Source organism: Staphylococcus sp. GDY8P196P (assembly GCF_017891705.1).
Lineage (GTDB): Bacteria > Bacillota > Bacilli > Staphylococcales > Staphylococcaceae > Staphylococcus > Staphylococcus ureilyticus.
The window spans coordinates 62,928-83,760 of record NZ_JAESJS010000021.1; the positions used below are offsets into that span (position 1 = coordinate 62,928).

Here is a 20,833-nt window from a genome sequence, read left to right on the forward strand (position 1 = left end):
ATAATTTGACCCAATCATTAAATGTTAACGAAATATTAAAAGACTTTCCAATTCTCAACCAAAAAGTTAACAATAATCGCCTTGCTTATTTAGATACAACTGCTACTAGTCAAACACCAATACAAGTTATTGATGTTATAGCGGATTATTATAAGCGTTATAACTCTAACGTACATCGTGGTGTACATACACTTGGATCATTAGCAACTGATGGTTATGAAAGCGCACGTGAAACAGTCAGACGTTTTATTAATGCAAAATATTTTGAAGAAATTATCTTCACTCGTGGTACTACATCATCAATTAATATTGTTGCACATAGTTATGGAGATGCGAATATTTCAGAAGGTGATGAGATTGTAGTCACTGAAATGGAACATCATGCCAATATCGTGCCTTGGCAACAATTGGCTAAGCGTAAGCATGCATCTTTAAAGTTCATTCCAATGACAGATGATGGTGAACTTACAATTGAAAATATAAAAGCAACAATTAATGATAATACAAAAATTGTCGCTATTACACACGTTTCAAATGTATTAGGTACAATTAATGACATTAAGACTATTACTGATATTGCTCATGAACATGGTGCTATCGTAAGCGTAGACGGTGCACAAGCAGCGCCACATATGGATTTAGATATGCAATCACTAGATGTTGATTTTTATAGTTTTAGTGGCCATAAAATGCTAGGACCTACGGGTATCGGAGTATTATATGGTAAACGTGCCTTGCTAGATAAAATGGAGCCAGTCGAGTTTGGCGGAGATATGATTGACTTTGTTGAAAAATATGATGCTTCATGGGCTGATTTACCTACGAAATTTGAAGCGGGTACACCATTAATTGCGCAAGCGATTGGTTTGGCTGAAGCAATCCGTTATATTGAAAACCTAGGTTTTGATGCGATACAAGCACATGAACATGAATTGACGACGTATGCTTATGATAAGATGTCTGAAATTGAAGGTATAGAAATATATGGGCCACCAAAAGACAGACGTGCGGGTGTTATAACGTTCAATATGGTTGATGTTCATGCTCATGATGTAGCGACTGCAGTAGATACTGAAGGTGTTGCAGTTAGAGCAGGCCATCACTGTGCGCAACCATTGATGAAATGGTTGAATCAATCGTCAACTGCACGTGCAAGTTTCTATATTTATAATACTAAAGAAGATATTGATCAATTAGTAGAATCCTTGAAGCAAACGAAGGAGTTTTTCTCATATGAATTTTAATAATTTAAACCAGTTGTATCGTTCAGTCATTATGGATCATTATAAAAACCCTAGAAATAAAGGGCGTTTAGATACTGGTGCAATGACAGTTGATATGAATAATCCAACTTGTGGGGATCGCATTCATCTTACGTTTGATATTGAAGATGGTTTTATCAAAGATGCAAAATTTGATGGAGAAGGTTGTTCAATTTCAATGTCTAGTGCTTCAATGATGACTGAAGCAGTAAAGGGTCACTCTTTAGCTGAAGCAATGCAAATGAGTCAAGAATTCACAAAAATGATGCTTGGTGAAGATTATGAAATCAGTGAAGCAATGGGAGATATTGAAGCGCTGCAAGGCGTTTCTCAATTCCCAGCTAGAATTAAATGTGCTACTTTGGCTTGGAAAGCTTTAGAAAAAGGTACAGTTGAAAAAGAAGGAAATACAGAAGACTAATCCATGTTGATACGTTGACATTGTGTAAATTTCCATTCACACTAGACATAACACCAAGATTAGTTGTAATACGATGTAACTACAAACGAAGTTGTCTTGACGCGAGTCGTTTTAATATATAAAAGGAGTGATTTAAATGGCTAAAAAAGCACCTGATGTGGGTAATTACCAATATGGTTTCCATGATGAAGATGTTTCCATTTTTAGATCAGAACGCGGTTTAACAGAAAATATCGTCCGTGAAATTTCAAATATGAAAGAAGAGCCAGAATGGATGCTTAATTATAGATTGAAAGCATTAAAACAATTCTACAAAATGCCTATGCCTCAATGGGGTGGCGATTTATCAGAATTGAATTTTGATGATATCACTTATTATGTTAAGCCATCTGAACAAACTGAACGTTCATGGGATGAAGTGCCTGAAGAAATCAAACGTACATTTGATAAATTAGGTATCCCTGAAGCTGAACAAAAATACCTTGCCGGTGTTTCAGCTCAATATGAATCCGAAGTTGTTTATCACAATATGGAAAAAGAACTTGAAGAAAAAGGTATCGTCTTTAAAGATACTGATACTGCATTAAAAGAAAATGAAGACCTATTTAAACAATATTTCTCAACAGTTGTGCCTGCTGGAGATAATAAGTTCTCAGCACTTAATTCAGCTGTTTGGTCTGGTGGTTCATTCATTTATATACCGAAAAATATTAAGCTAGATACGCCATTACAAGCGTATTTCCGTATTAATTCTGAAAACATGGGACAATTTGAACGTACACTCATCATTGCAGATGAAGGTGCTTCAGTTAACTATGTAGAAGGTTGTACGGCTCCGGTTTATACAACAAGTTCACTACACTCAGCTGTAGTTGAAATTATCGTCCACAAAGATGCCCATGTGCGTTATACTACAATTCAAAACTGGGCTAATAACGTTTATAACTTAGTTACAAAACGTACATTAGTACATGAGAATGGTAATATGGAATGGGTTGATGGTAACTTAGGTTCTAAATTAACGATGAAATATCCAAACTGTGTACTTATGGGTGAAGGTGCTAAAGGTAGTACGTTATCTATTGCCTTCGCTGGTAAAGGTCAAGTTCAAGATGCTGGTGCAAAAATGATTCATAAAGCACCTAACACTTCATCTACGATTGTATCTAAATCAATTTCTAAAGACGGTGGTAAAGTAATTTATCGCGGTATCGTACACTTTGGTCGTAAAGCTAAAGGCGCACGTTCAAACATCGAATGTGATACTTTAATTTTAGATAATGAATCAACTTCAGATACAATTCCATATAATGAAGTATTTAATGATAATATTTCATTAGAACATGAAGCTAAAGTATCAAAAGTTTCTGAAGAACAATTATTCTATTTAATGAGCCGTGGTATTTCTGAAGAAGAAGCTACAGAAATGATCGTTATGGGCTTCATTGAACCATTTACTAAAGAGCTTCCAATGGAATATGCTGTTGAAATGAATCGTCTTATCAAATTTGAAATGGAAGGTTCAATCGGCTAAAAATTGGTAATCAAAAATTTGGTTTTACAGTAAATGATTAAATATAAAACACGAGTGATACTATTTTGATACCCGTATACTTTTGGGATTCAAATTTGTATCACCTCGTGTTTTTTTATTCGTATTGTTTTGAAAACGTAGTTCTAATAGTTAGAAATGCGTTTATGCATTGTAATATGAGGGAATTGATACATATCGTTTAAAATTTTATAGAATACAAAAAGGAGTTATGCTGATATGATTATTGCTATAATCATACTTTTATTTGCTTCATTCTTCTTTTCTGGTAGTGAAACAGCTTTAACTGCTGCAAATAGGATGAAAATACAAACTGAAGCTGAAAATGGAGATAAAAAATCCGCTAAATTATCAAAACTACTTACAAAACCCAGTGAGTTTATTACTACAATTTTAATTGGAAATAATATTGCGAATATTATTTTACCTACATTGGTGACAGTCTTAGCAGTGGATATTGGCGTGAACGTTGGTATAGCTACTGCAGTGACAACGGTTGCTATCATCATTATTTCTGAAGTAATTCCAAAATCTGTTGCTGCAACTTATCCAGATCGTATGTCTAGATTGGTTTACACGCCAATTGCATTTTTTGTCATAATATTTAAACCAATTACGAAATTGTTAAACTGGTTAACGGATATGATTAATAATTTACTTTCCAAAGGACAAGAAGATCAACAACGGTTATCAAAAGAAGAAATTAGACAGATGGTTACAATTGCAGGTAGCGAAGGTGCATTTAATGAAATGGAACGAAATCGAATCCAAGGTGTTATGGATTTTGAACAATTAAAAATAACCAATATTGATACAACACCGAGGATTAATGTAACCGCGTTTCCGGCTGATATATCTTATGAAGATGCATATGATACTGTCGTGACGAATCCATATACACGTTATCCAGTATATGATGGTGATATCGATCATATTATTGGCATTTTCCATTCAAAATATTTGTTAGCATGGAGTAAAGAAAAGTCAAATGATATTTTACAATATACTTCAGAACCTTTATTTGTGAATGAACATAATAGAGCAGAATGGGTGCTCAGAAAAATGACTGTGTCGCGCAAACATTTAGCGATTGTATTAGATGAATTTGGTGGCACAGATGCCATTGTGTCTCATGAAGACTTGATTGAAGAGATGCTAGGTATGGAAATTGAAGATGAAATGGATGAACAAGAACGAGAAAAATTAGACGCACAAATGCAAGCTTATAATAAAAAATAAAAACTTTTGTAATAAATTTTCAGTGATATTTAGGTTATTGTATTTCAATAAAAGGAGTGTTTTGTATGCACTTTTCATCAAAGGTGACCAAAATGTTGAATATCAAGCTTCCAATCATACAGGCAGGTATGGCAGGTAGTACGACACCGGAATTAGTAGCTTCTGTCAGTAATAGTGGAGGACTTGGTACGATTGGAGCAGGTTATTTTACTCCAGAAAAATTAGATTCTGAGATAACTTATGTGCAAGAATTAACTGACTTACCCTTTGCCGTTAATTTATTTGTTCCAAGTGAACAATTATATATTCCAGAAAATGTAGAACACATGAATGCATGGTTAAAACCCTATAGAAAAGCTTTAAACTTAGAGGAACCTGTGATTGATATTAGTGAAGAACAGCAATTTAACGATGCCATAGATATGGTGATTGAAAAAGGGGTTCCTGTAGTATCATTTACTTTTGGGATCCCAAATCAAAATATTATCAAAAAATTGAAAGCGCGTCAGATTACTGTGGTAGGCACAGCAACCTCTGTTGAAGAAGCGAAAGCCAATGAAAGCGCAGGAATGGATGCGATTATTGCTCAAGGTAGTGAAGCGGGTGGTCATAGAGGTTCTTTCACTGTGACTTCTGGTGAACACACGCCATTGGTTGGTACCATGTCATTGATACCACAAATCGTGGATAATATATCTATTCCAGTTATAGCAGCAGGAGGCATTATGGATGGACGTGGTGTGGTTGCAAGTATGGTGCTAGGTGCTGAGGCTGTACAAATGGGAACAGCATTTTTAACTTCAGAAGAAAGTGGAGCTTCAACATTATATAAAAATGCAATACAGCAAAGCAAAGAAACAGATACTGTTATCACAAAAGCCTTTACGGGAAAACCAGCTAGAGGTATCGATAATGAATTTATACACAAGATGGAAAGTTATGCTGATGATATTCCAGATTATCCTATTCAAAATCAATTGACGAATAGTATTCGTAAAACTGCAGCTGATTTAGGTAAGGAACAATGGACGCATTTATGGAGCGGACAAAGTCCAAGGTTATCCCAACCGAATTCAGCTGCTCAATTGATAGCTGATATCGTACAAGAAACAGAACGCATACTCAATGATGATTAATCTTTAGATGTTTTAATAAAAGTTGCTATTTAATAAATGATAGCAACTTTTTTGATTTTTGTATCTATTGAATCTTTTAAAAGACCGTTGATTTTCTTAACCTTAACCGTTGAAACAATTGAAGAATATAATTTAATCTAGTGAATCTCATAAATCATCTATGGTATCATGTAACTGGTGATACTATGATAAATATTGGATTAACAGGTTGGGGAGACCATGATACTTTGTACGAAGATTTACAGCGTAAATCAGATAAGCTAATTACATATGCAAGTCACTTTCCCATCGTAGAATTAGATGCATCGTATTATGCGATACAACCTGAAAGAAATATTAGGAAATGGATAAGAGAAACGCCTGAGAGGTTTCAATTTATTGTTAAAATTCATCAGGCATTAACACTTCATGCAGATTATCATGATTTTGCTGAATCAAGACAAATACTTTTTGATCAGTTTAAAGCGATGTTAGCGCCATTAAAATCTGAAAAAAAGTTAGCGATGGTATTAGTACAGTTTCCACCTTGGTTTGACTGCACAGTTCAAAACATTAAATATATTCGATATGTACGAGAACAGTTGAAGGATTTTCCTGTCTGTATAGAATTTAGACATCAATCCTGGTTTAATGATAAGTATAAAGAAGAAACATTAGCTTTTTTAACTGAACATGACATGATACATGCGGTATGTGATGAACCACAAGTAGGCCAAGGTTCTATACCATTAGTCAATCGTATTACAAACGAAACAGCATTTGTGCGTTATCATGGTAGAAACGAACATGGATGGACAAAAAAAGACATGACGGATGAAGCTTGGAGAGACGTTAGATATTTGTATGATTATAATAAGCAAGAACTTAATGATTTAGCGCAAAAAGTGAAATTATTAGAACAAAAAGCTAAAAATATTTATGTCGTGTTTAATAATAACTCCGGTGGTCATGCTGCACAAAATGCTAAAACATACCAAACATTATTAGGCATTGATTATGAAGGCTTAGCACCACAACAATTAAAATTATTTTAGGAGCGGTCAGATATGTTAACAATAATCATTTTGATTTTAATTGGTGGTTTATCAGCCATATTGGGTTCACTTGTGGGCATTGGTGGCGGTATTATCATCGTCCCAACTTTAGTTTATTTGGGCGTAGAAAATGATTTACTACATGGCATCACACCTCAGATTGCCATAGGAACATCTTCATTAATATTAATCGTGACAGGACTATCGTCAACATTAGGTTATTTAAAAACGAAACAAGTTGACGTCAAAAATGGTTCCATCTTTTTATTTGGTTTGTTACCAGGCTCTTTGGTTGGATCAATTTTAAGTCGTTTTTTAACTTTAGATTCTTTTAATTTATATTTTGGTATTTTCTTAATATTCGTAGCAATTCTGCTTATGATAAGAAATAATATAAAACCAATGAAAATGTTTAATAAGCCTAAGTATGAGCGTACATATGTAGACGGTTATGGAAAAATACATCATTATAGTGTTCCGCCAATTGTGGCATTTATATCAACGTTATTTATAGGTGTTTTGACGGGATTGTTTGGTATTGGTGGTGGTGCACTTATGACACCGCTAATGTTAATTGTTTTTAGATTTCCACCACATGTCGCAGTTGGTACAAGTATGATGATGATATTCTTTTCCAGCGTGATGAGTTCTATTGGACATATTGCACAAGGACATGTAGCTTGGGTATATTCTATTGTATTAATCATCTCTAGCTATTTGGGTGCGAAAATTGGTGTAAAAGTCAATCAATCCATACAATCAAATACTGTGGTTATGTTATTAAGAACAGTTATGCTTATAATGGGACTATATTTAATTATTAAGTCATTTTTATAAACTAAGAGGAGGGTACCAAGGTGAAATTAACTATTTACCATACAAATGATATTCACAGTCATTTGCATGAGTATGCTCGTATTTCCGAATATTTAGCTCAAGAGAGACCAAAATTAAATCATCCCTCGCTCTATTTAGATATTGGAGACCATGTAGATTTATCTGCTCCTGTTACAGAAGCTACTATGGGAATCAAAAATGTTGAGCTTTTAAATCAAGCACATTGTGATATAGCAACTATTGGTAATAACGAAGGTATGACAATATCACATGATGCATTAAACACACTTTATGACAATGCAGAATTTGATGTAACTTGTGCAAATGTTTTTGACGAACAGGGTGACTTACCTCGAAATATTACATCATCAATCATCAAAGAGATTGAAGGTGTGAGAATCTTATTTGTTGCAGCCACTGCGCCATTCACACCATTTTATAGGGCTTTGGATTGGGTTGTTACGAATCCATTAGAAGCGATTAAAGATGAAATTAGCGCACATCAAGATGCGTATGACTTATTGATTATTATGAGTCATGTGGGTGTGTTTTTTGATGAAAAATTATGCCAAGAAATTCCTGAAATTGATTTAATATTGGGTAGTCATACACATCATTATTTTGAAAATGGTGAAATGAATAATGGTGTGCTAATGGCAGCTGCTGGTAAATATGGTCACTTTTTAGGTGAAGTAACATTAGAGATAGACCAAAAAAAAGTTGTAGATAAACAAGCAGTGATTTATCCAGTAGACACTTTGCCGGAAGTAGAAACACATTTCGAAAAAGAAGGTAAAGCACTGTTAAGCGATCCAGTTATTAATAGACCAGTTGATTTGCAGAGAAGGACAGATGTAATAACAAAGACGTCTTATATGTTAGCTGAAAGTATATTTGAATTTACGAATGCTGACTGCACAATTATTAATGCAGGATTGATTGTAAAAGGTATTTCAGCGGATCAAGTGACGGAATTTGATATACATCAAATGTTACCTCATCCTATTAATGCTGTTCGCATCCGCTTAAACGGTCTAGAATTAAAAAATATAATCATTAAAAGTCAAAAGCAAGAATATCTAAATGAACATGCACAAGGTTTAGGTTTTAGAGGAGATATATTTGGTGGTTATATACTTTATAATTTAGGATTAATCGAATCTGAAGCAAGATATTTTATCAACGGAGAAGAAATTGAAGACGATAAAAGTTATGTGCTAGGTACTGTTGATATGTATACATTTGGTCGTTATTTCCCAACGCTTAAAGAACAATCTATAGATTACTTAATGCCAGAATTTTTAAGAGATATTTATAAAGATAAATTGCTCGAATATTAAAATATTACATTTTACGTTTTAATTTAATCCGATTTTCGTTATAATGATTACAGATTTGAAATCAGGAGGAATTGTACGGTTATGGCTACTAAAAATGAAGAAATTTTACGTAAACCAGATTGGTTGAAAATAAAACTGAATACTAACGAAAACTACACTGGTCTTAAGAAAATGATGCGAGAAAAGAACTTACATACAGTGTGTGAAGAAGCAAAATGTCCAAACATACATGAATGTTGGGGCGAGCGTCGTACTGCGACATTTATGATTTTAGGTGCAGTTTGTACGCGTGCATGTCGTTTCTGCGCGGTTAAAACCGGATTGCCAAATGAGTTAGATTTAGATGAGCCAGAGCGTGTGGCAGAATCTGTTGAATTAATGAATTTAAAACATGTTGTTATAACAGCGGTTGCACGTGATGATTTAAGAGATGCTGGATCAAATGTTTATGCTGAAACAGTCCGTAAAGTACGTGAGCGTAACCCTTATACTTCAATAGAAATATTACCATCTGATATGGGTGGTGACTTCGAAGCTTTAGAAACATTAATGGCTTCAAAACCAGATATTTTAAACCATAATATTGAAACAGTTCGTCGTTTAACACCAAGAGTTCGTGCTAGAGCGACTTATGACCGTACTTTAGAATTCTTAAGACGTTCTAAAGAATTACAACCTGATATACCAACAAAATCTAGTTTAATGGTAGGACTAGGGGAAACTCACGAAGAAATTTATGAAACAATGGATGATTTACGTGCAAATGATGTAGACATCTTGACTATCGGCCAATATTTGCAACCTTCACGTAAACACTTAAAAGTTGAAAAATACTATACACCATTAGAATTTGGTAAATTAAGAAAAGTAGCAATGGATAAAGGTTTCAAACATTGCCAAGCTGGACCACTTGTGAGAAGTTCTTATCATGCAGATGAGCAAGTGAATGAAGCTGCAAAAGAAAGACATCGCTTAGGTGAAGAACAACTTAACATGGATTCTAATAGTTAAAATATAGAAATTGTATTTAAAGACTTAGTTCAATTAGAGCAATTAACGACGCACGTTAACTCACTTTGGGCTAAGTCTTTTATTAGCAATTATAATAATAGATTACTAACCTTTTTAAGTCAGACACTGTATGGTTAAATTGAGTAATGAAAATTAGATTAGGTGAGTATAATGATAAAAGTTAATAGTTTTTATTTTGAAATTATAGAAGAATATAGAGAATGTTTTGATGAAACATTATTTGCAAATCGTTACGCAGACATTTTAGATAAATATGATTATATTGTAGGAGATTTTGGATATGATCAATTAAGGTTAAAAGGATTCTATAAAGACTCGAATAAAAAGGCTGAATTAAGTAAGCGCTTTTCGACAATTCAAGATTATTTATTAGAATACTGCAATTTTGGATGTCCGTATTTTATTTTAAGAAAAGTTCCTGAAAGTGAGATTAAATCCCGAATTGAAACAGAGGATGAAAATGCAGAAATACCTTTTGAAGAAAATAAATTACAAGATGTCAAAATCCAACCAACAATTCAAGATACTGAGCATTAAGTTGATGTAGATTTAGAGTTAGTTTCATATTATTAATAAGTTAGGCTACGATATTGAACCGAGATTTAAGGTTTAGTATCGTAGCCTTTTTCTATGATTGAAATATGGTGCCTAATGAAAAAGGCTGATTATCGTAGGTGATTCAGCCTTATATCAAGCAGTTATTATTGAATGATTCATGAAATTGTGACATATCATGTGCATTAATTTCATTAGCAATATTGGATAAACTAATTGCTAACAAATTGAAGTGATTTTATGCAAGCAATATTATCTTAAACATGTGCGTTTATCGTGGTAATTATTGTATAACTTGATTGAGGTATTCAGTGATTTCATTGCCTTCATTTTCAGTTACACCTAAAATATAAGCAATATAGCCTTCTTCTTCTAAATCATCTGTACCAATAATGCCAAATTTATTTGTTTGCATGTTTAAAACCATTGTTTTTCCAAAATGGCGATCAGTTTGTATGAGCATTAAATCATAACGACTATATTCTCCGACGAAACCTACAAATTGTACCTGTGAAGATTCATCATCGTCATAGAGGTACATATCTATCATAATAAACACCCTTTCATCATTGAGTTATTAAAGTTTTTTATCATTCGAATCATTTAATGAAATAAAAAGTCTTAGTTTACAGTATAACCATAAATGAATTCGACTGCAAAGGTGTGGTATGATGAGAATGATAGGGGTGACATAGATGTATTTTGTTAATAAAGAAAAGTTAGATAAAAAAATAAATTACTTACAACAATTGGTAAATGATTATCCGAAATATAGAGATAATCACTATGCATTTGAAAGAATTTCACAAATGTTGATCGAATCATCGGTAGATATTGGTAATATGATTATTGATGGCTTTATTTTAAGAGATCCAGGCAATTATAAAGATGTCATCGATATTTTAGAGTTAGAAAATGTAATCACTAAAGATACTCAAAGTAATATTAACCAAACTGTAGATGTTAGAAAACAATTCGTTCATTATTATGACGAGCTCGATACTACAAAGTTAAAACCACTTTTTGATAAAACACTTGATTATTATCAACAATTTATCGATGAGGTAATACAATTTTTGAATAATGAAAATGTGCCTATAACAGCATTTGGACAAAAAGGAGAGAAGTAAGTTTTGATGAAACAGTACAAAGCATATCTCATTGATTTGGATGGTACGATGTACAAAGGAAATGAAAAAATTGATGGTGCAGCGCAGTTTATTGAATACTTAAACAAGCATCAAATACCTCATTTATTTGTTACGAATAACTCTACCAAAGAACCTACAGAAGTAGCAGAAAAATTAAAAGCGATGGGAGTTGATGCTACAGCAGATGAAGTCGTGACGTCTGCTCTAGCAACTGCAGAATATATTGCTGATGAACAACCAGGCGCTTCAATCTATATGTTAGGTGGCTCAGGTTTAGAAAAAGCGTTAACGCAACATCATTTGAAAATAACAGATGATGAGTATGTAGATTACGTAGTTATTGGTTTGGATGAAGCTGTAACTTATGAAAAATTAGCAACTGCTACGCTAGGTGTTCGAAACGGTGCAAAATTTATTTCAACTAATAAAGATGTATCCATACCCAAAGAACGTGGATTCTTACCAGGTAATGGCGCGATTACAAGCGTTGTGTCAGTCTCTACTGGTGTTGAACCAATATTTATTGGTAAACCAGAACCTATTATTATGAATAAAGCCTTGGAAATTTTAGGGTTAGATCGCTCTGAAGTTGCAATGATAGGTGATTTATATGATACAGATATACTTTCTGGAATCAATGTTGATGTTGATACAATACATGTTCAAACAGGTGTATCAACTTTAGATGATGTTAATCAAAAAGCAATACCGCCAACATATAGTTTTAAAGATTTAAATGGAGTAATCAAAGAACTCGAAATTTAGGAGTGATTGAATGCAAAAAATCGTAGTTAGTAGAAAAATTCCACAGAAATTTATTAAGCAATTAGAGGACATCGGTGAAGTAGAAGTTTGGGATGCGTCATTGACCCCTATGCCACGAGAAAAGTTTTTAACTGCTTTAAAAGACGCAACTGCTTGTTTTGTGACATTAAGTGAAATAATGGATGAAGAAGTGATTGAAGCTGCACCAAATCTGAAAGTCATAGCAAACATGGCAGTAGGCTATGATAATATAGATATTGATTTGATGCAAAGTAAGGGTATTGTTGTGACGAATACACCAGGTGTTTTAACTGAAACGACAGCAGAATTAGGATTTACCTTAATGCTTGCAGTAGCAAGACGTGTAGTCGAAGCGGAAACATATGTTCAAAACGGTGAATGGCAGAGTTGGGGGCCGTATTTATTTGCTGGTAAAGATTTATATCAAGCTAACGTTGGTATTTATGGTATGGGGGATATTGGAAAAGCATTCGCGAGACGCCTAAAAGGTTTCAATACGAATATAATGTATCATAATAGAACCAGACATAAAGATGATGAAGAAGCACTTGGTGCATTATACGTTTCATTTGAAACATTATTAAAAGAGAGTGATTTTGTCATTTGTACGGCACCATTAACTGCAGAAACACGTGATAAATTTGACGATAAGGCATTTAAAATGATGAAAAAAGATGCGATTTTTATCAATATCGGTAGAGGTGCTGTTGTCGATGAAGAAGCATTAGTGAAGGCGTTGCAAAATGAAGAAATTAAAGCATGTGGTTTAGATGTTTTAAGAGAGGAACCCATAGATATGCAACATCCATTACTCTCAATGAACAATGCAACGATACTTCCACATATTGGTAGTGCATCGGTTATAACAAGAGACCGAATGATACAACTGTGCATAGATAATATAAAGCTAGTATTAGACGAAAAAGATCCTAAAACGCCCGTTGTATAAATGATTGAAACGAATTTAAGCTGCTTATTACCTGTTTAGCTCGGGTGATTGGCAGCTTATTTTTTAGGAACATTACATTAAATAGCGTAATTTGAACTTACTTAATAAATCGAGGATGCTCACCTCATTTGATAAAAAGGGTCATTACATTCATGTATATTACTATATCTTGGGTTAGAATAGTTAAAATTAATACACAATAAATTCTTTTAAATGAGTTTATTGTGTGTTTTTTTGAATTTTAAAATAATACTCTATTTATTTATATACTATCTAACAATTTTGTTATATATATGCACAAATATTTAATTGTAATGATGTAGGAAAAATTGTATAATTAATTGGTGAAAAAGTTGAATAACTTATATACAATAAGGTGTAAAATATAAAAAATAATTTAATGAAGATGATTAATGTTGAATTTATATAAATTTTAGAGGTGAAATATGCACAAAAACGATAAAGAACATACTGCTTTACAAAAATTCAAGCCATGGTTATTGACAGTAATGTACCTAACTATATTAATTGCATTATATTTAATTTATGGTACAGGTGATACACATAATAACTTTATTTACAATGAATTTTAATTAAGGAGACTATCATGAAAGACATCATTCAAACTTTAATAGGACATGGAGAAAACTGTCCAAATCAAGTTGCAGTTAAACATAATGACGAAATTTTGACCTATGAAGCACTAAATCGGTTAGCCAACCAACTTGCAATGATATTAAAAGATGCTAAAACACCATTGATTTTATACGGGCATATGTCCCCGTATATGATTGTAGGAATGGTAGGTAGTATGAAGGCAGGTTGTGGTTATGTTCCCCTAGATACTTCTATCCCTCAAGATCGTATGCTATCAATTATAAATAAAATAGAGCCACAATATATATTTAATACTACTGATGAACAAATAGAAATAGAGCATGTTTCTTTTATTTCAAAAGATTCATTATCAAGTGTAAAACAAGATGACACCACAGTAAGTAATATAAAAGATTCTGATATTGCTTATACTATTTTTACATCAGGTTCTACTGGAGCACCAAAAGGTGTACAAATCAGTTATGAAAGTCTCAATCTTTTTACAAATTGGATGTTAGAACTCAATCAAGTTGGTTCAAATCAACAATGGCTCAATCAAGCGCCTTTTTCATTTGATTTATCTGTCATGTCCATATACCCGTGTTTAATGACTGCTGGAACCTTAAACTTAGTAGATAAAGTAATGATAAATAAACCAAAATTATTAAATCAAATGTTAGAAGAAGCAAAAATAAATGTATGGGTATCTACGCCTTCATTTATGGAAATGTGTCTTATGCTGCCACGCTTAACGGAAACATATTATAGTAATTTGAAAGAATTTTTCTTTTGTGGTGAGATTTTGGCACATAAAACAGCAGAACTATTGCTTCAACGGTTCCCATCTGCATACATTTACAATACATATGGCCCTACAGAAGCTACGGTAGCTGTCACAAGTATATTAGTTACAGATGAAGTTTTAAATCAATATAATCCATTACCAGTAGGTATACCTCAACCGGGAACGAAGTTATCGTTAACCGACGATGGTGAACTTATCATTTCAGGTAAATGCGTAAGTGAAGGGTATGTCAAAGATGACATACGTTCAAAAAAAGTATTTACCAAATTGGATGGTGAGAAATCTTATTATACTGGTGACAAAGCACAATTGATTGATAACCAATGGTTTATTAATGGAAGAATAGATTATCAAATTAAATTAAACGGCTATCGTATGGAATTAGAAGAAATAGAGTTTCAATTGCGAAAGTTAGCAAAAATCAGAGATGCAGTTGTTGTACCAACTTATAAAAATAACAAAGTCATTCATTTAAATGCTGCAGTTATTTTAAGTGATTGCGAAACCCACGAAGACGTTCAAACTTTAACTCATGAAATAAAAACGGAATTAAAACATGTATTGCCCGAATATATGATTCCAAAAAAGTTAATATATATGAAGAAATTACCACTTACGATGAATGGAAAATTAGATCGTAAAAAGATTGCTGAGGCTATAGAGAAATGATTCCATACGGCGATTTTACATTCTTTCTTATAGCATTTGTTATTTTGTTACCAGTTATTATATTAGGATTTATGGGTAAGCAGAGCAAAATTTATAATGGTTTGAGTACAGCAGTCATGATTATATTAATATTTTCATCGAATAAGCATCATCTATTTGGACAAGCTTTTTTGAGTTTAGAACTGATAAATTTTATCCTTTATTTAATTTGGCAAGTGTTGATTATCATATATTACTGGAATTCTCGTGCTAAAAATAATACAACAGCAAAATTTATATCGGTTATTTTTCTCTCTGTTTTGCCACTTATTGTTGTGAAAGTTATGCAAAGCTCGTGGTTTGGAATGGCACAGTTAAAACTACATGAGAGTAAAGTCATAGAATTCATCGGATTTTTAGGCATTTCGTATGTTACTTTTAAAAGTGTTCAACTATTAATGGAAATTAGAGATGGCTCAATCAAAGAGATTAAATTTTGGAAAGTCGTACAGTTTATATCGTTTTTTCCAACCATTTCCTCAGGACCAATTGATCGTTACAAACGTTTTGTGAAAGATGACAATAAAATTCTGAGTGGAAGTGACTATAATGGTTTATTTGTCAAAGCAATACATTACATTATGCTTGGATTTTTATACAAATATATTATTGCTTATTTGATACAAACATTTGCAATTAATCCATTAATGCTCGATTTTTCTGGTGTTATCACAAAATGGTTATATATGTACGCATACAGTTTATATTTATTTTTTGACTTTGCCGGATATTCACTTTTTGCTATTGCGTTTAGCTATATTTATGGTATTCAAACGCCACAAAACTTTAACCAGCCATTTAAAGCTAAAAATATTAAAGATTTTTGGAATAGATGGCATATGTCACTATCATTTTGGTTTAGAGATTGTATTTATATGCGGTCATTATTTTTTATGTCAAAGAAAAAATTACTAAAAAGTCAATTTGCAATGTCGAATATAGCCTTTTTCTTAAACTTTTTAATAATGGGCATATGGCATGGTATAGAACTTTATTACATTTTGTATGGGTTGTATCATGCAGCATTATTTATTGGATATGGCTATTATGAAAAATGGAGAAAAAAACATCGTCCACGTTGGCAGAACCAGTTTACAACTGCTTTGAGTATTGTTGTAACATTTCATTTTGTAACATTTGGTTTTCTGATTTTTTCAGGAAAACTGTTTTAAAATTAGGAGGAATAATAATGGAATTTAAAGAACAAGTATTAGATTTATTAATTGAAGTAACTGAAAATAATATCGTGAAAGAAAATCCTGACATTGAATTATTTGAAGAAGGTATTATAGATTCATTTCAAACGGTCGGTTTATTATTAGAAATTCAAAACAAATTAGATATTGAGGTTTCAATTATGGATTTTGACAGAGATGAATGGGCAACACCAAATAAGATTGCAGCGGTATTAGAAGAATTAAGATGAAATTAAAACATTTTATACCAATTATCATCAGTTTATGTTTATTTGGGATTTTCTTAATATTACCTTCTAGTTGGTTTAGTGGATTAATCACTCAGAAAACGTTAGATAATCAACGTACTTCACTCTCAGATCAAGTGTTAAAAGGTACGTTAATCCAAGAGCAGATGTTTAAGTCGAATCATTTTTATCCAATTTACGGTTCTAGTGAACTTGAGAAAGATGACCCGTTTAATCCATCTATATTGTTGCGCGATAACAATATGCATGCTAAGCAACCATTTCTAATTGGCACAGGTGGTTCTACAGATTTAATTAATGCTGTGGAATTAGCCTCACAATATGATCATTTAAAAGGAAAGAAAATGTCACTTATTATATCGCCGCAATGGTTTACAAACCATGGATTAACTAATAAAAATTTTGATGCTCGTATGTCTAAAGCACAGTTGAACCGCTTATTTAAGCAAAAGCATTTAAGCCCAGAACTTAAACAGCGCTATGCCAAACGTTTATTAAGATTTAAAAATGTAGAAAATCGAAACTATTTAGAAAAAGTAGCTAAAGGTAAAATAAGTGACAATGACCAATATGTATCATCATTTAAAATGAATCAATTTGAAAAAATTGAAGCAATAAAGTCGAATTTACCTCTTGCAAATACTGAGTTAGCAGATATTACACCGGTAACTGCACAAGATGACAGTTGGGGGATGCTTCGCAATAAAGCTGAATACTATGGTGCTAAACATTCACAATCAAATATATTTAAAATTAGAGATGAGTATTGGCAATTAATAAAAAAGCATAAGCGTAAAGTGAACAGAGATTATGAATTTAATAGTAATTCTCCAGAATTTAAAGATTTGGAGTTATTGGTAGATACTATGCGAGAGGCTGGTGTTGATATTGAATATATTAGTCTTCCATCAAATGGAAAATGGTACGATCACATAGGTGTAAATAAAGAAAAACGTCAGAAAGTATATAATAAAATTAAGAACACAGTTATTAGTCGTGGCGGGAAAATTTACGACATGACAGATAAAGATTATGAACCTTATGTTATCAGTGATGCCGTCCATATAGGATGGAAAGGTTGGGTTTATATTAGTGAGCACATTGCTCAGCACATGCGCAAATAACTACTTTCAAATTAAGGATGAATGATTTGAATGATGATTAAAATGTTGACTAGGATAGGAAATCGCAACTATGGATTTTCTATCGTGTTTACTGATTTTATTTATCGGTTCTGCCTTTGATTAAAAATGAACAGCGTGCTGATTACGTCAGGAATGACTTGTATAAATTTAATCAATAAAGTCAAATCACTTCGCTATCATACAATTTTCAATTTTATTTCTGGTTTTAATATAAAAATGCACTTTCATGTTTAAATGAAAGTGCATTTTGTTATAAATCAGCTATTTGATGAAAGATTCATAAACGAAGAATTCTATAAAATTTGACGTTTTTGTTGTTTAATTTATTTATAAGTTGATCAACTAGAATACTTGCTCTACTTCTACTACTCCAGGTACTTCTTCATGTAAAGCACGTTCGATGCCTGCTTTTAATGTGATTGTTGAACTTGGGCATGTACCACATGCACCGTGCAATTGAAGTTTAACAATGCCATCTTCTACATCTACTAGCGAACAGTCGCCGCCATCACGTAGTAAGAATGGACGTAGTTTTTCAATTACTTCTGCTACTTGATCAAACATTGTTACGTTTTCAGTTGGCATGGAAATGCCTCCTTTCAAGTATATTATTTCATTTTCTGTCTATCTTTTTATTATAATAGATATATAAAGAAAAATCTATCAATCGAGACAAAAGGGGATAAGTAAAATGAATAAAGTAAGTGTAGTCGTTTATGGTGCAGATGTTGTTTGTGCAAGCTGTGTTAATGCGCCAACAGCGCGTAATACTTTTGATTGGTTGCAACCATTGCTCAAAAGAAAGTATCCAGATATCCAATTTGAGTTTACGTATATTGATATAGAAAAGGATACTGAAAATTTAACTGATCATGATCAACAATATATTGAGCGTATTCAAGATGATGAATTGTTCTATCCGCTTGTAACGATGAATGATGAATACGTTTCAGATGGGTATGTACAATTGAGAGATATCACTCAATTTATGGATGCGCATTAATTTAATTATTTTAAAAAAAGACACGTACCTATACTTTTTACGCATGTTAATAAAGTATAGGAAGACGTGTCTTTATAATTACTGATTAAAATTTATCCATTGTGATATTTGTATAACCATAGCACACCAGATTTTAAGATTGAAGCTAAACGACCCGTAACGGTTCTATCCATGATGTAAGCAAACCCTTTTTTATCACCAAGGGAACCTAAGAAGCCTTGAACTTTGAGTTCTGGCATTTTTTCTGGTAGAGGTTTACCTTGCCATTGTAATTTCATAACATCAGCAATCTGGTCTCCCTGAACTTCAGCAAGTTGTGCACTAGGTGCATGAGGTAAATCTGCACAATCGCCAACTACGTATACATTTTTATAGGTTGGGACTTGATGGTATTGGTTTAGGATGACACGGCCATCTCTGCTAATATCAATTGGTAAATTTCTAACAATTTCCACAGGTTGAATGCCAGCAGTCCATACGATTAAATCCAATGGCTCAGGTACATCGTTATTGAAAATTTTACCAGGTTCCACACGATTAATATCAGAATTTGGAACTACCGTTACATCGTTCTTTTTAAACCAATTTTCTATATAACGACTTAGCTTTTCTGGAAAACGACGTAAAATACGTTCTCCTCGATCATATAAGTATATTTGCAAATCTTTACGGCTTTCGCGAAGTTCGCTCGCTAATTCGATGCCACTTAAACCCGCACCTACAATACCCACTTTTGCTCCATTTGGTAATTCACTGATATGATGAAATGTTTCCCGTGAACTTGATAACGTTTGGATACTGTGTGTGTATTCTGCTGCTCCTGGGACATTATGATATTTGTCCTCGCAACCAAGTCCAATGACTAATTCGTCATAATCTACTTTTGTGTTGCCAACTGAAATAATTTGATCTTCTAAATTAATATCATTGATTTCTCCGTACACAATATTAATACGTTCTGAATCGGGAAAATTCATACGAATATCTTTGTCTGATTTAGTACCAGCAGCTAATTCATAGAATTCTGGTTTTAAACCATGATAAGGCATACGATCAATTAATGTAATAGAATAATTTTCAGGAAGTGCCGATGGTAAAATATGAGACATAATGCGCATATTTCCATATCCGCCACCCAATAGTACTAAATTTTTCATTTATGATACCCCTTTAGTAAAAATATATTGAGCAATTTGATAAAAATACAGTTTATTTTTGTTAATAAATAATATTTTTATCTCTTGTCGTCAATGTAAGTCAATAAATACAATTTGGTTAAATCATATTCGTCTTCATTGAACGAAATACCAATTTCATAATAAGCTTACTTAGATATATTATATGCTTTTTTATATACTTCTACAAATAAACGTGATGAATTGTAATTTGTAAACATAAATCTTTAAAAATACAATATGATTATAACAATATAAAAAATTAGTGTGAATGGCATTTTATACGAAAACGTGTTTTGTTTTAATTGAATTGTTACAAAAACAACAAAATGAATGATTAATTCATATAAGCTAGTAAGTGGTCAAAAGTGATGTGATTTTGTTATAATTACTAAACTGATAATTAATTGAGAGGGTGTAATATGAATCCAATAGTTGAGTTCTGCATTTCGAATTTAGCGAAAGGTGGAGATTATGTATATAATCAACTTGAAAATGATCCAGGTGTAGACGTTTTAGAATATGGATGTTTGCAAAATTGTGGCATTTGCTCAAGTGGCTTGTATGCATTAGTAAACGGTGATATTGTTGAAGGAGAATCACCAGACGACTTATTACAAAATATTTATTCACATATAGAAGAAACATGGATTTTTTAGGGA

General features: G+C 32.6%; 23 protein-coding genes. 20 read left to right on the forward strand and 3 right to left on the reverse strand.

Annotation, left to right across the window (positions count from 1 at the left end; all coding sequences use genetic code 11):
- Positions 1–5 precede the first annotated feature (5 nt).
- The 10 genes from KA814_RS11925 (at position 6) to KA814_RS11970 (ending at position 10,390) form a co-directional block, all read left to right on the forward strand.
- Positions 6–1,244 (forward strand): cysteine desulfurase, encoded by a 1,239-nt coding sequence (locus KA814_RS11925; protein ID WP_064209605.1) that lies wholly within the window; start codon positions 6–8, stop codon positions 1,242–1,244.
- Positions 1,234–1,683: a Fe-S cluster assembly sulfur transfer protein SufU gene (sufU, locus tag KA814_RS11930; RefSeq protein WP_046207502.1), complete on the forward strand. Its 450-nt coding sequence runs from the start codon at positions 1,234–1,236 to the stop codon at positions 1,681–1,683. The genes KA814_RS11925 and sufU overlap by 11 nt, the downstream gene beginning before the upstream one ends.
- Positions 1,684–1,819: 136 nt before the next feature.
- On the forward strand, positions 1,820–3,217 hold the full coding sequence (sufB, locus tag KA814_RS11935) for a Fe-S cluster assembly protein SufB (RefSeq protein ID WP_046207503.1): 1,398 nt from the start codon (positions 1,820–1,822) through the stop codon (positions 3,215–3,217).
- A gap of 237 nt (positions 3,218–3,454) precedes the next feature.
- Positions 3,455–4,474 (forward strand): hemolysin family protein, encoded by a 1,020-nt coding sequence (locus tag KA814_RS11940; protein ID WP_046207504.1) that lies wholly within the window; start codon positions 3,455–3,457, stop codon positions 4,472–4,474.
- Positions 4,475–4,539: 65 nt separating this feature from the next.
- Complete coding sequence (locus tag KA814_RS11945) at positions 4,540–5,610, forward strand: NAD(P)H-dependent flavin oxidoreductase (protein ID WP_046207505.1); 1,071 nt, start codon at positions 4,540–4,542, stop codon at positions 5,608–5,610.
- Positions 5,611–5,795: 185 nt separating this feature from the next.
- On the forward strand, positions 5,796–6,644 hold the full coding sequence (locus tag KA814_RS11950; protein WP_064209466.1) for a DUF72 domain-containing protein: 849 nt from the start codon (positions 5,796–5,798) through the stop codon (positions 6,642–6,644).
- 12 nt (positions 6,645–6,656) lie between these two features.
- Positions 6,657–7,481, forward strand: coding sequence for a sulfite exporter TauE/SafE family protein (locus KA814_RS11955; protein ID WP_046207507.1), 825 nt, complete (start codon positions 6,657–6,659; stop codon positions 7,479–7,481).
- A gap of 20 nt (positions 7,482–7,501) precedes the next feature.
- Positions 7,502–8,821 (forward strand): bifunctional metallophosphatase/5'-nucleotidase, encoded by a 1,320-nt coding sequence (locus KA814_RS11960; protein WP_046207508.1) that lies wholly within the window; start codon positions 7,502–7,504, stop codon positions 8,819–8,821.
- Positions 8,822–8,902: 81 nt separating this feature from the next.
- On the forward strand, positions 8,903–9,832 hold the full coding sequence (gene lipA, locus KA814_RS11965; protein WP_046207509.1) for a lipoyl synthase: 930 nt from the start codon (positions 8,903–8,905) through the stop codon (positions 9,830–9,832).
- A 171-nt stretch (positions 9,833–10,003) separates the two neighbouring features.
- Positions 10,004–10,390: a YutD family protein gene (locus KA814_RS11970; protein WP_064209465.1), complete on the forward strand. Its 387-nt coding sequence runs from the start codon at positions 10,004–10,006 to the stop codon at positions 10,388–10,390.
- Between the two features lie 301 nt (positions 10,391–10,691).
- Here KA814_RS11970 and KA814_RS11975 read toward each other — a convergent pair whose 3' ends face one another.
- Positions 10,692–10,958: a DUF3055 domain-containing protein gene (locus KA814_RS11975; protein ID WP_046207511.1), complete on the reverse strand. Its 267-nt coding sequence runs from the start codon at positions 10,956–10,958 to the stop codon at positions 10,692–10,694.
- A 145-nt stretch (positions 10,959–11,103) separates the two neighbouring features.
- Here KA814_RS11975 and KA814_RS11980 point away from each other — a divergent pair, with 145 nt between their 5' ends.
- From KA814_RS11980 to dltD, 8 genes are all read left to right on the forward strand, one after another.
- The gene (locus KA814_RS11980) at positions 11,104–11,538 is read left to right on the forward strand and encodes a DUF86 domain-containing protein (RefSeq protein WP_046207512.1); all 435 of its coding nucleotides are present in this window, start codon (positions 11,104–11,106) and stop codon (positions 11,536–11,538) included.
- Between the two features lie 6 nt (positions 11,539–11,544).
- Positions 11,545–12,324: a TIGR01457 family HAD-type hydrolase gene (locus KA814_RS11985; RefSeq protein ID WP_064209604.1), complete on the forward strand. Its 780-nt coding sequence runs from the start codon at positions 11,545–11,547 to the stop codon at positions 12,322–12,324.
- A gap of 10 nt (positions 12,325–12,334) precedes the next feature.
- A complete protein-coding gene (locus tag KA814_RS11990) occupies positions 12,335–13,294 on the forward strand; it encodes a 2-hydroxyacid dehydrogenase (protein ID WP_064209464.1) in 960 nt (319 codons plus the stop codon).
- Positions 13,295–13,740: 446 nt separating this feature from the next.
- Positions 13,741–13,887, forward strand: coding sequence for a teichoic acid D-Ala incorporation-associated protein DltX (locus KA814_RS11995; protein WP_046207515.1), 147 nt, complete (start codon positions 13,741–13,743; stop codon positions 13,885–13,887).
- A 14-nt stretch (positions 13,888–13,901) separates the two neighbouring features.
- Positions 13,902–15,365, forward strand: coding sequence for a D-alanine--poly(phosphoribitol) ligase subunit DltA (dltA, locus tag KA814_RS12000; protein ID WP_064209463.1), 1,464 nt, complete (start codon positions 13,902–13,904; stop codon positions 15,363–15,365).
- A complete protein-coding gene (gene dltB, locus KA814_RS12005) occupies positions 15,362–16,576 on the forward strand; it encodes a D-alanyl-lipoteichoic acid biosynthesis protein DltB (protein ID WP_046207517.1) in 1,215 nt (404 codons plus the stop codon). The genes dltA and dltB overlap by 4 nt, the downstream gene beginning before the upstream one ends.
- A gap of 17 nt (positions 16,577–16,593) precedes the next feature.
- The gene (gene dltC, locus KA814_RS12010) at positions 16,594–16,830 is read left to right on the forward strand and encodes a D-alanine--poly(phosphoribitol) ligase subunit 2 (RefSeq protein ID WP_064209462.1); all 237 of its coding nucleotides are present in this window, start codon (positions 16,594–16,596) and stop codon (positions 16,828–16,830) included.
- Positions 16,827–17,972, forward strand: a complete 1,146-nt coding sequence (gene dltD, locus KA814_RS12015) for a D-alanyl-lipoteichoic acid biosynthesis protein DltD (RefSeq protein ID WP_064209461.1) — start codon at positions 16,827–16,829, stop codon at positions 17,970–17,972. The genes dltC and dltD overlap by 4 nt, the downstream gene beginning before the upstream one ends.
- Positions 17,973–18,335: 363 nt before the next feature.
- Here dltD and KA814_RS12020 read toward each other — a convergent pair whose 3' ends face one another.
- Positions 18,336–18,578 carry a NifU family protein gene (locus KA814_RS12020; protein ID WP_019469675.1) on the reverse strand — a complete coding sequence of 81 codons (243 nt, stop codon included), beginning with the start codon at positions 18,576–18,578 and terminating at the stop codon, positions 18,336–18,338.
- Between the two features lie 106 nt (positions 18,579–18,684).
- Between KA814_RS12020 and KA814_RS12025 the strand changes: the two genes are divergently transcribed.
- Entirely contained in the window at positions 18,685–18,996 is a 312-nt protein-coding gene (locus KA814_RS12025) for a YuzD family protein (RefSeq protein ID WP_064209460.1), read from the forward strand.
- A 92-nt stretch (positions 18,997–19,088) separates the two neighbouring features.
- On the opposite strand, the gene KA814_RS12030 is transcribed toward KA814_RS12025, so the two are convergent.
- Complete coding sequence (locus KA814_RS12030) at positions 19,089–20,153, reverse strand: NAD(P)/FAD-dependent oxidoreductase (protein ID WP_064209459.1); 1,065 nt, start codon at positions 20,151–20,153, stop codon at positions 19,089–19,091.
- Positions 20,154–20,593: 440 nt separating this feature from the next.
- Between KA814_RS12030 and KA814_RS12035 the strand changes: the two genes are divergently transcribed.
- Complete coding sequence (locus tag KA814_RS12035; RefSeq protein WP_019469672.1) at positions 20,594–20,830, forward strand: YuzB family protein; 237 nt, start codon at positions 20,594–20,596, stop codon at positions 20,828–20,830.
- Positions 20,831–20,833 lie beyond the last annotated feature (3 nt).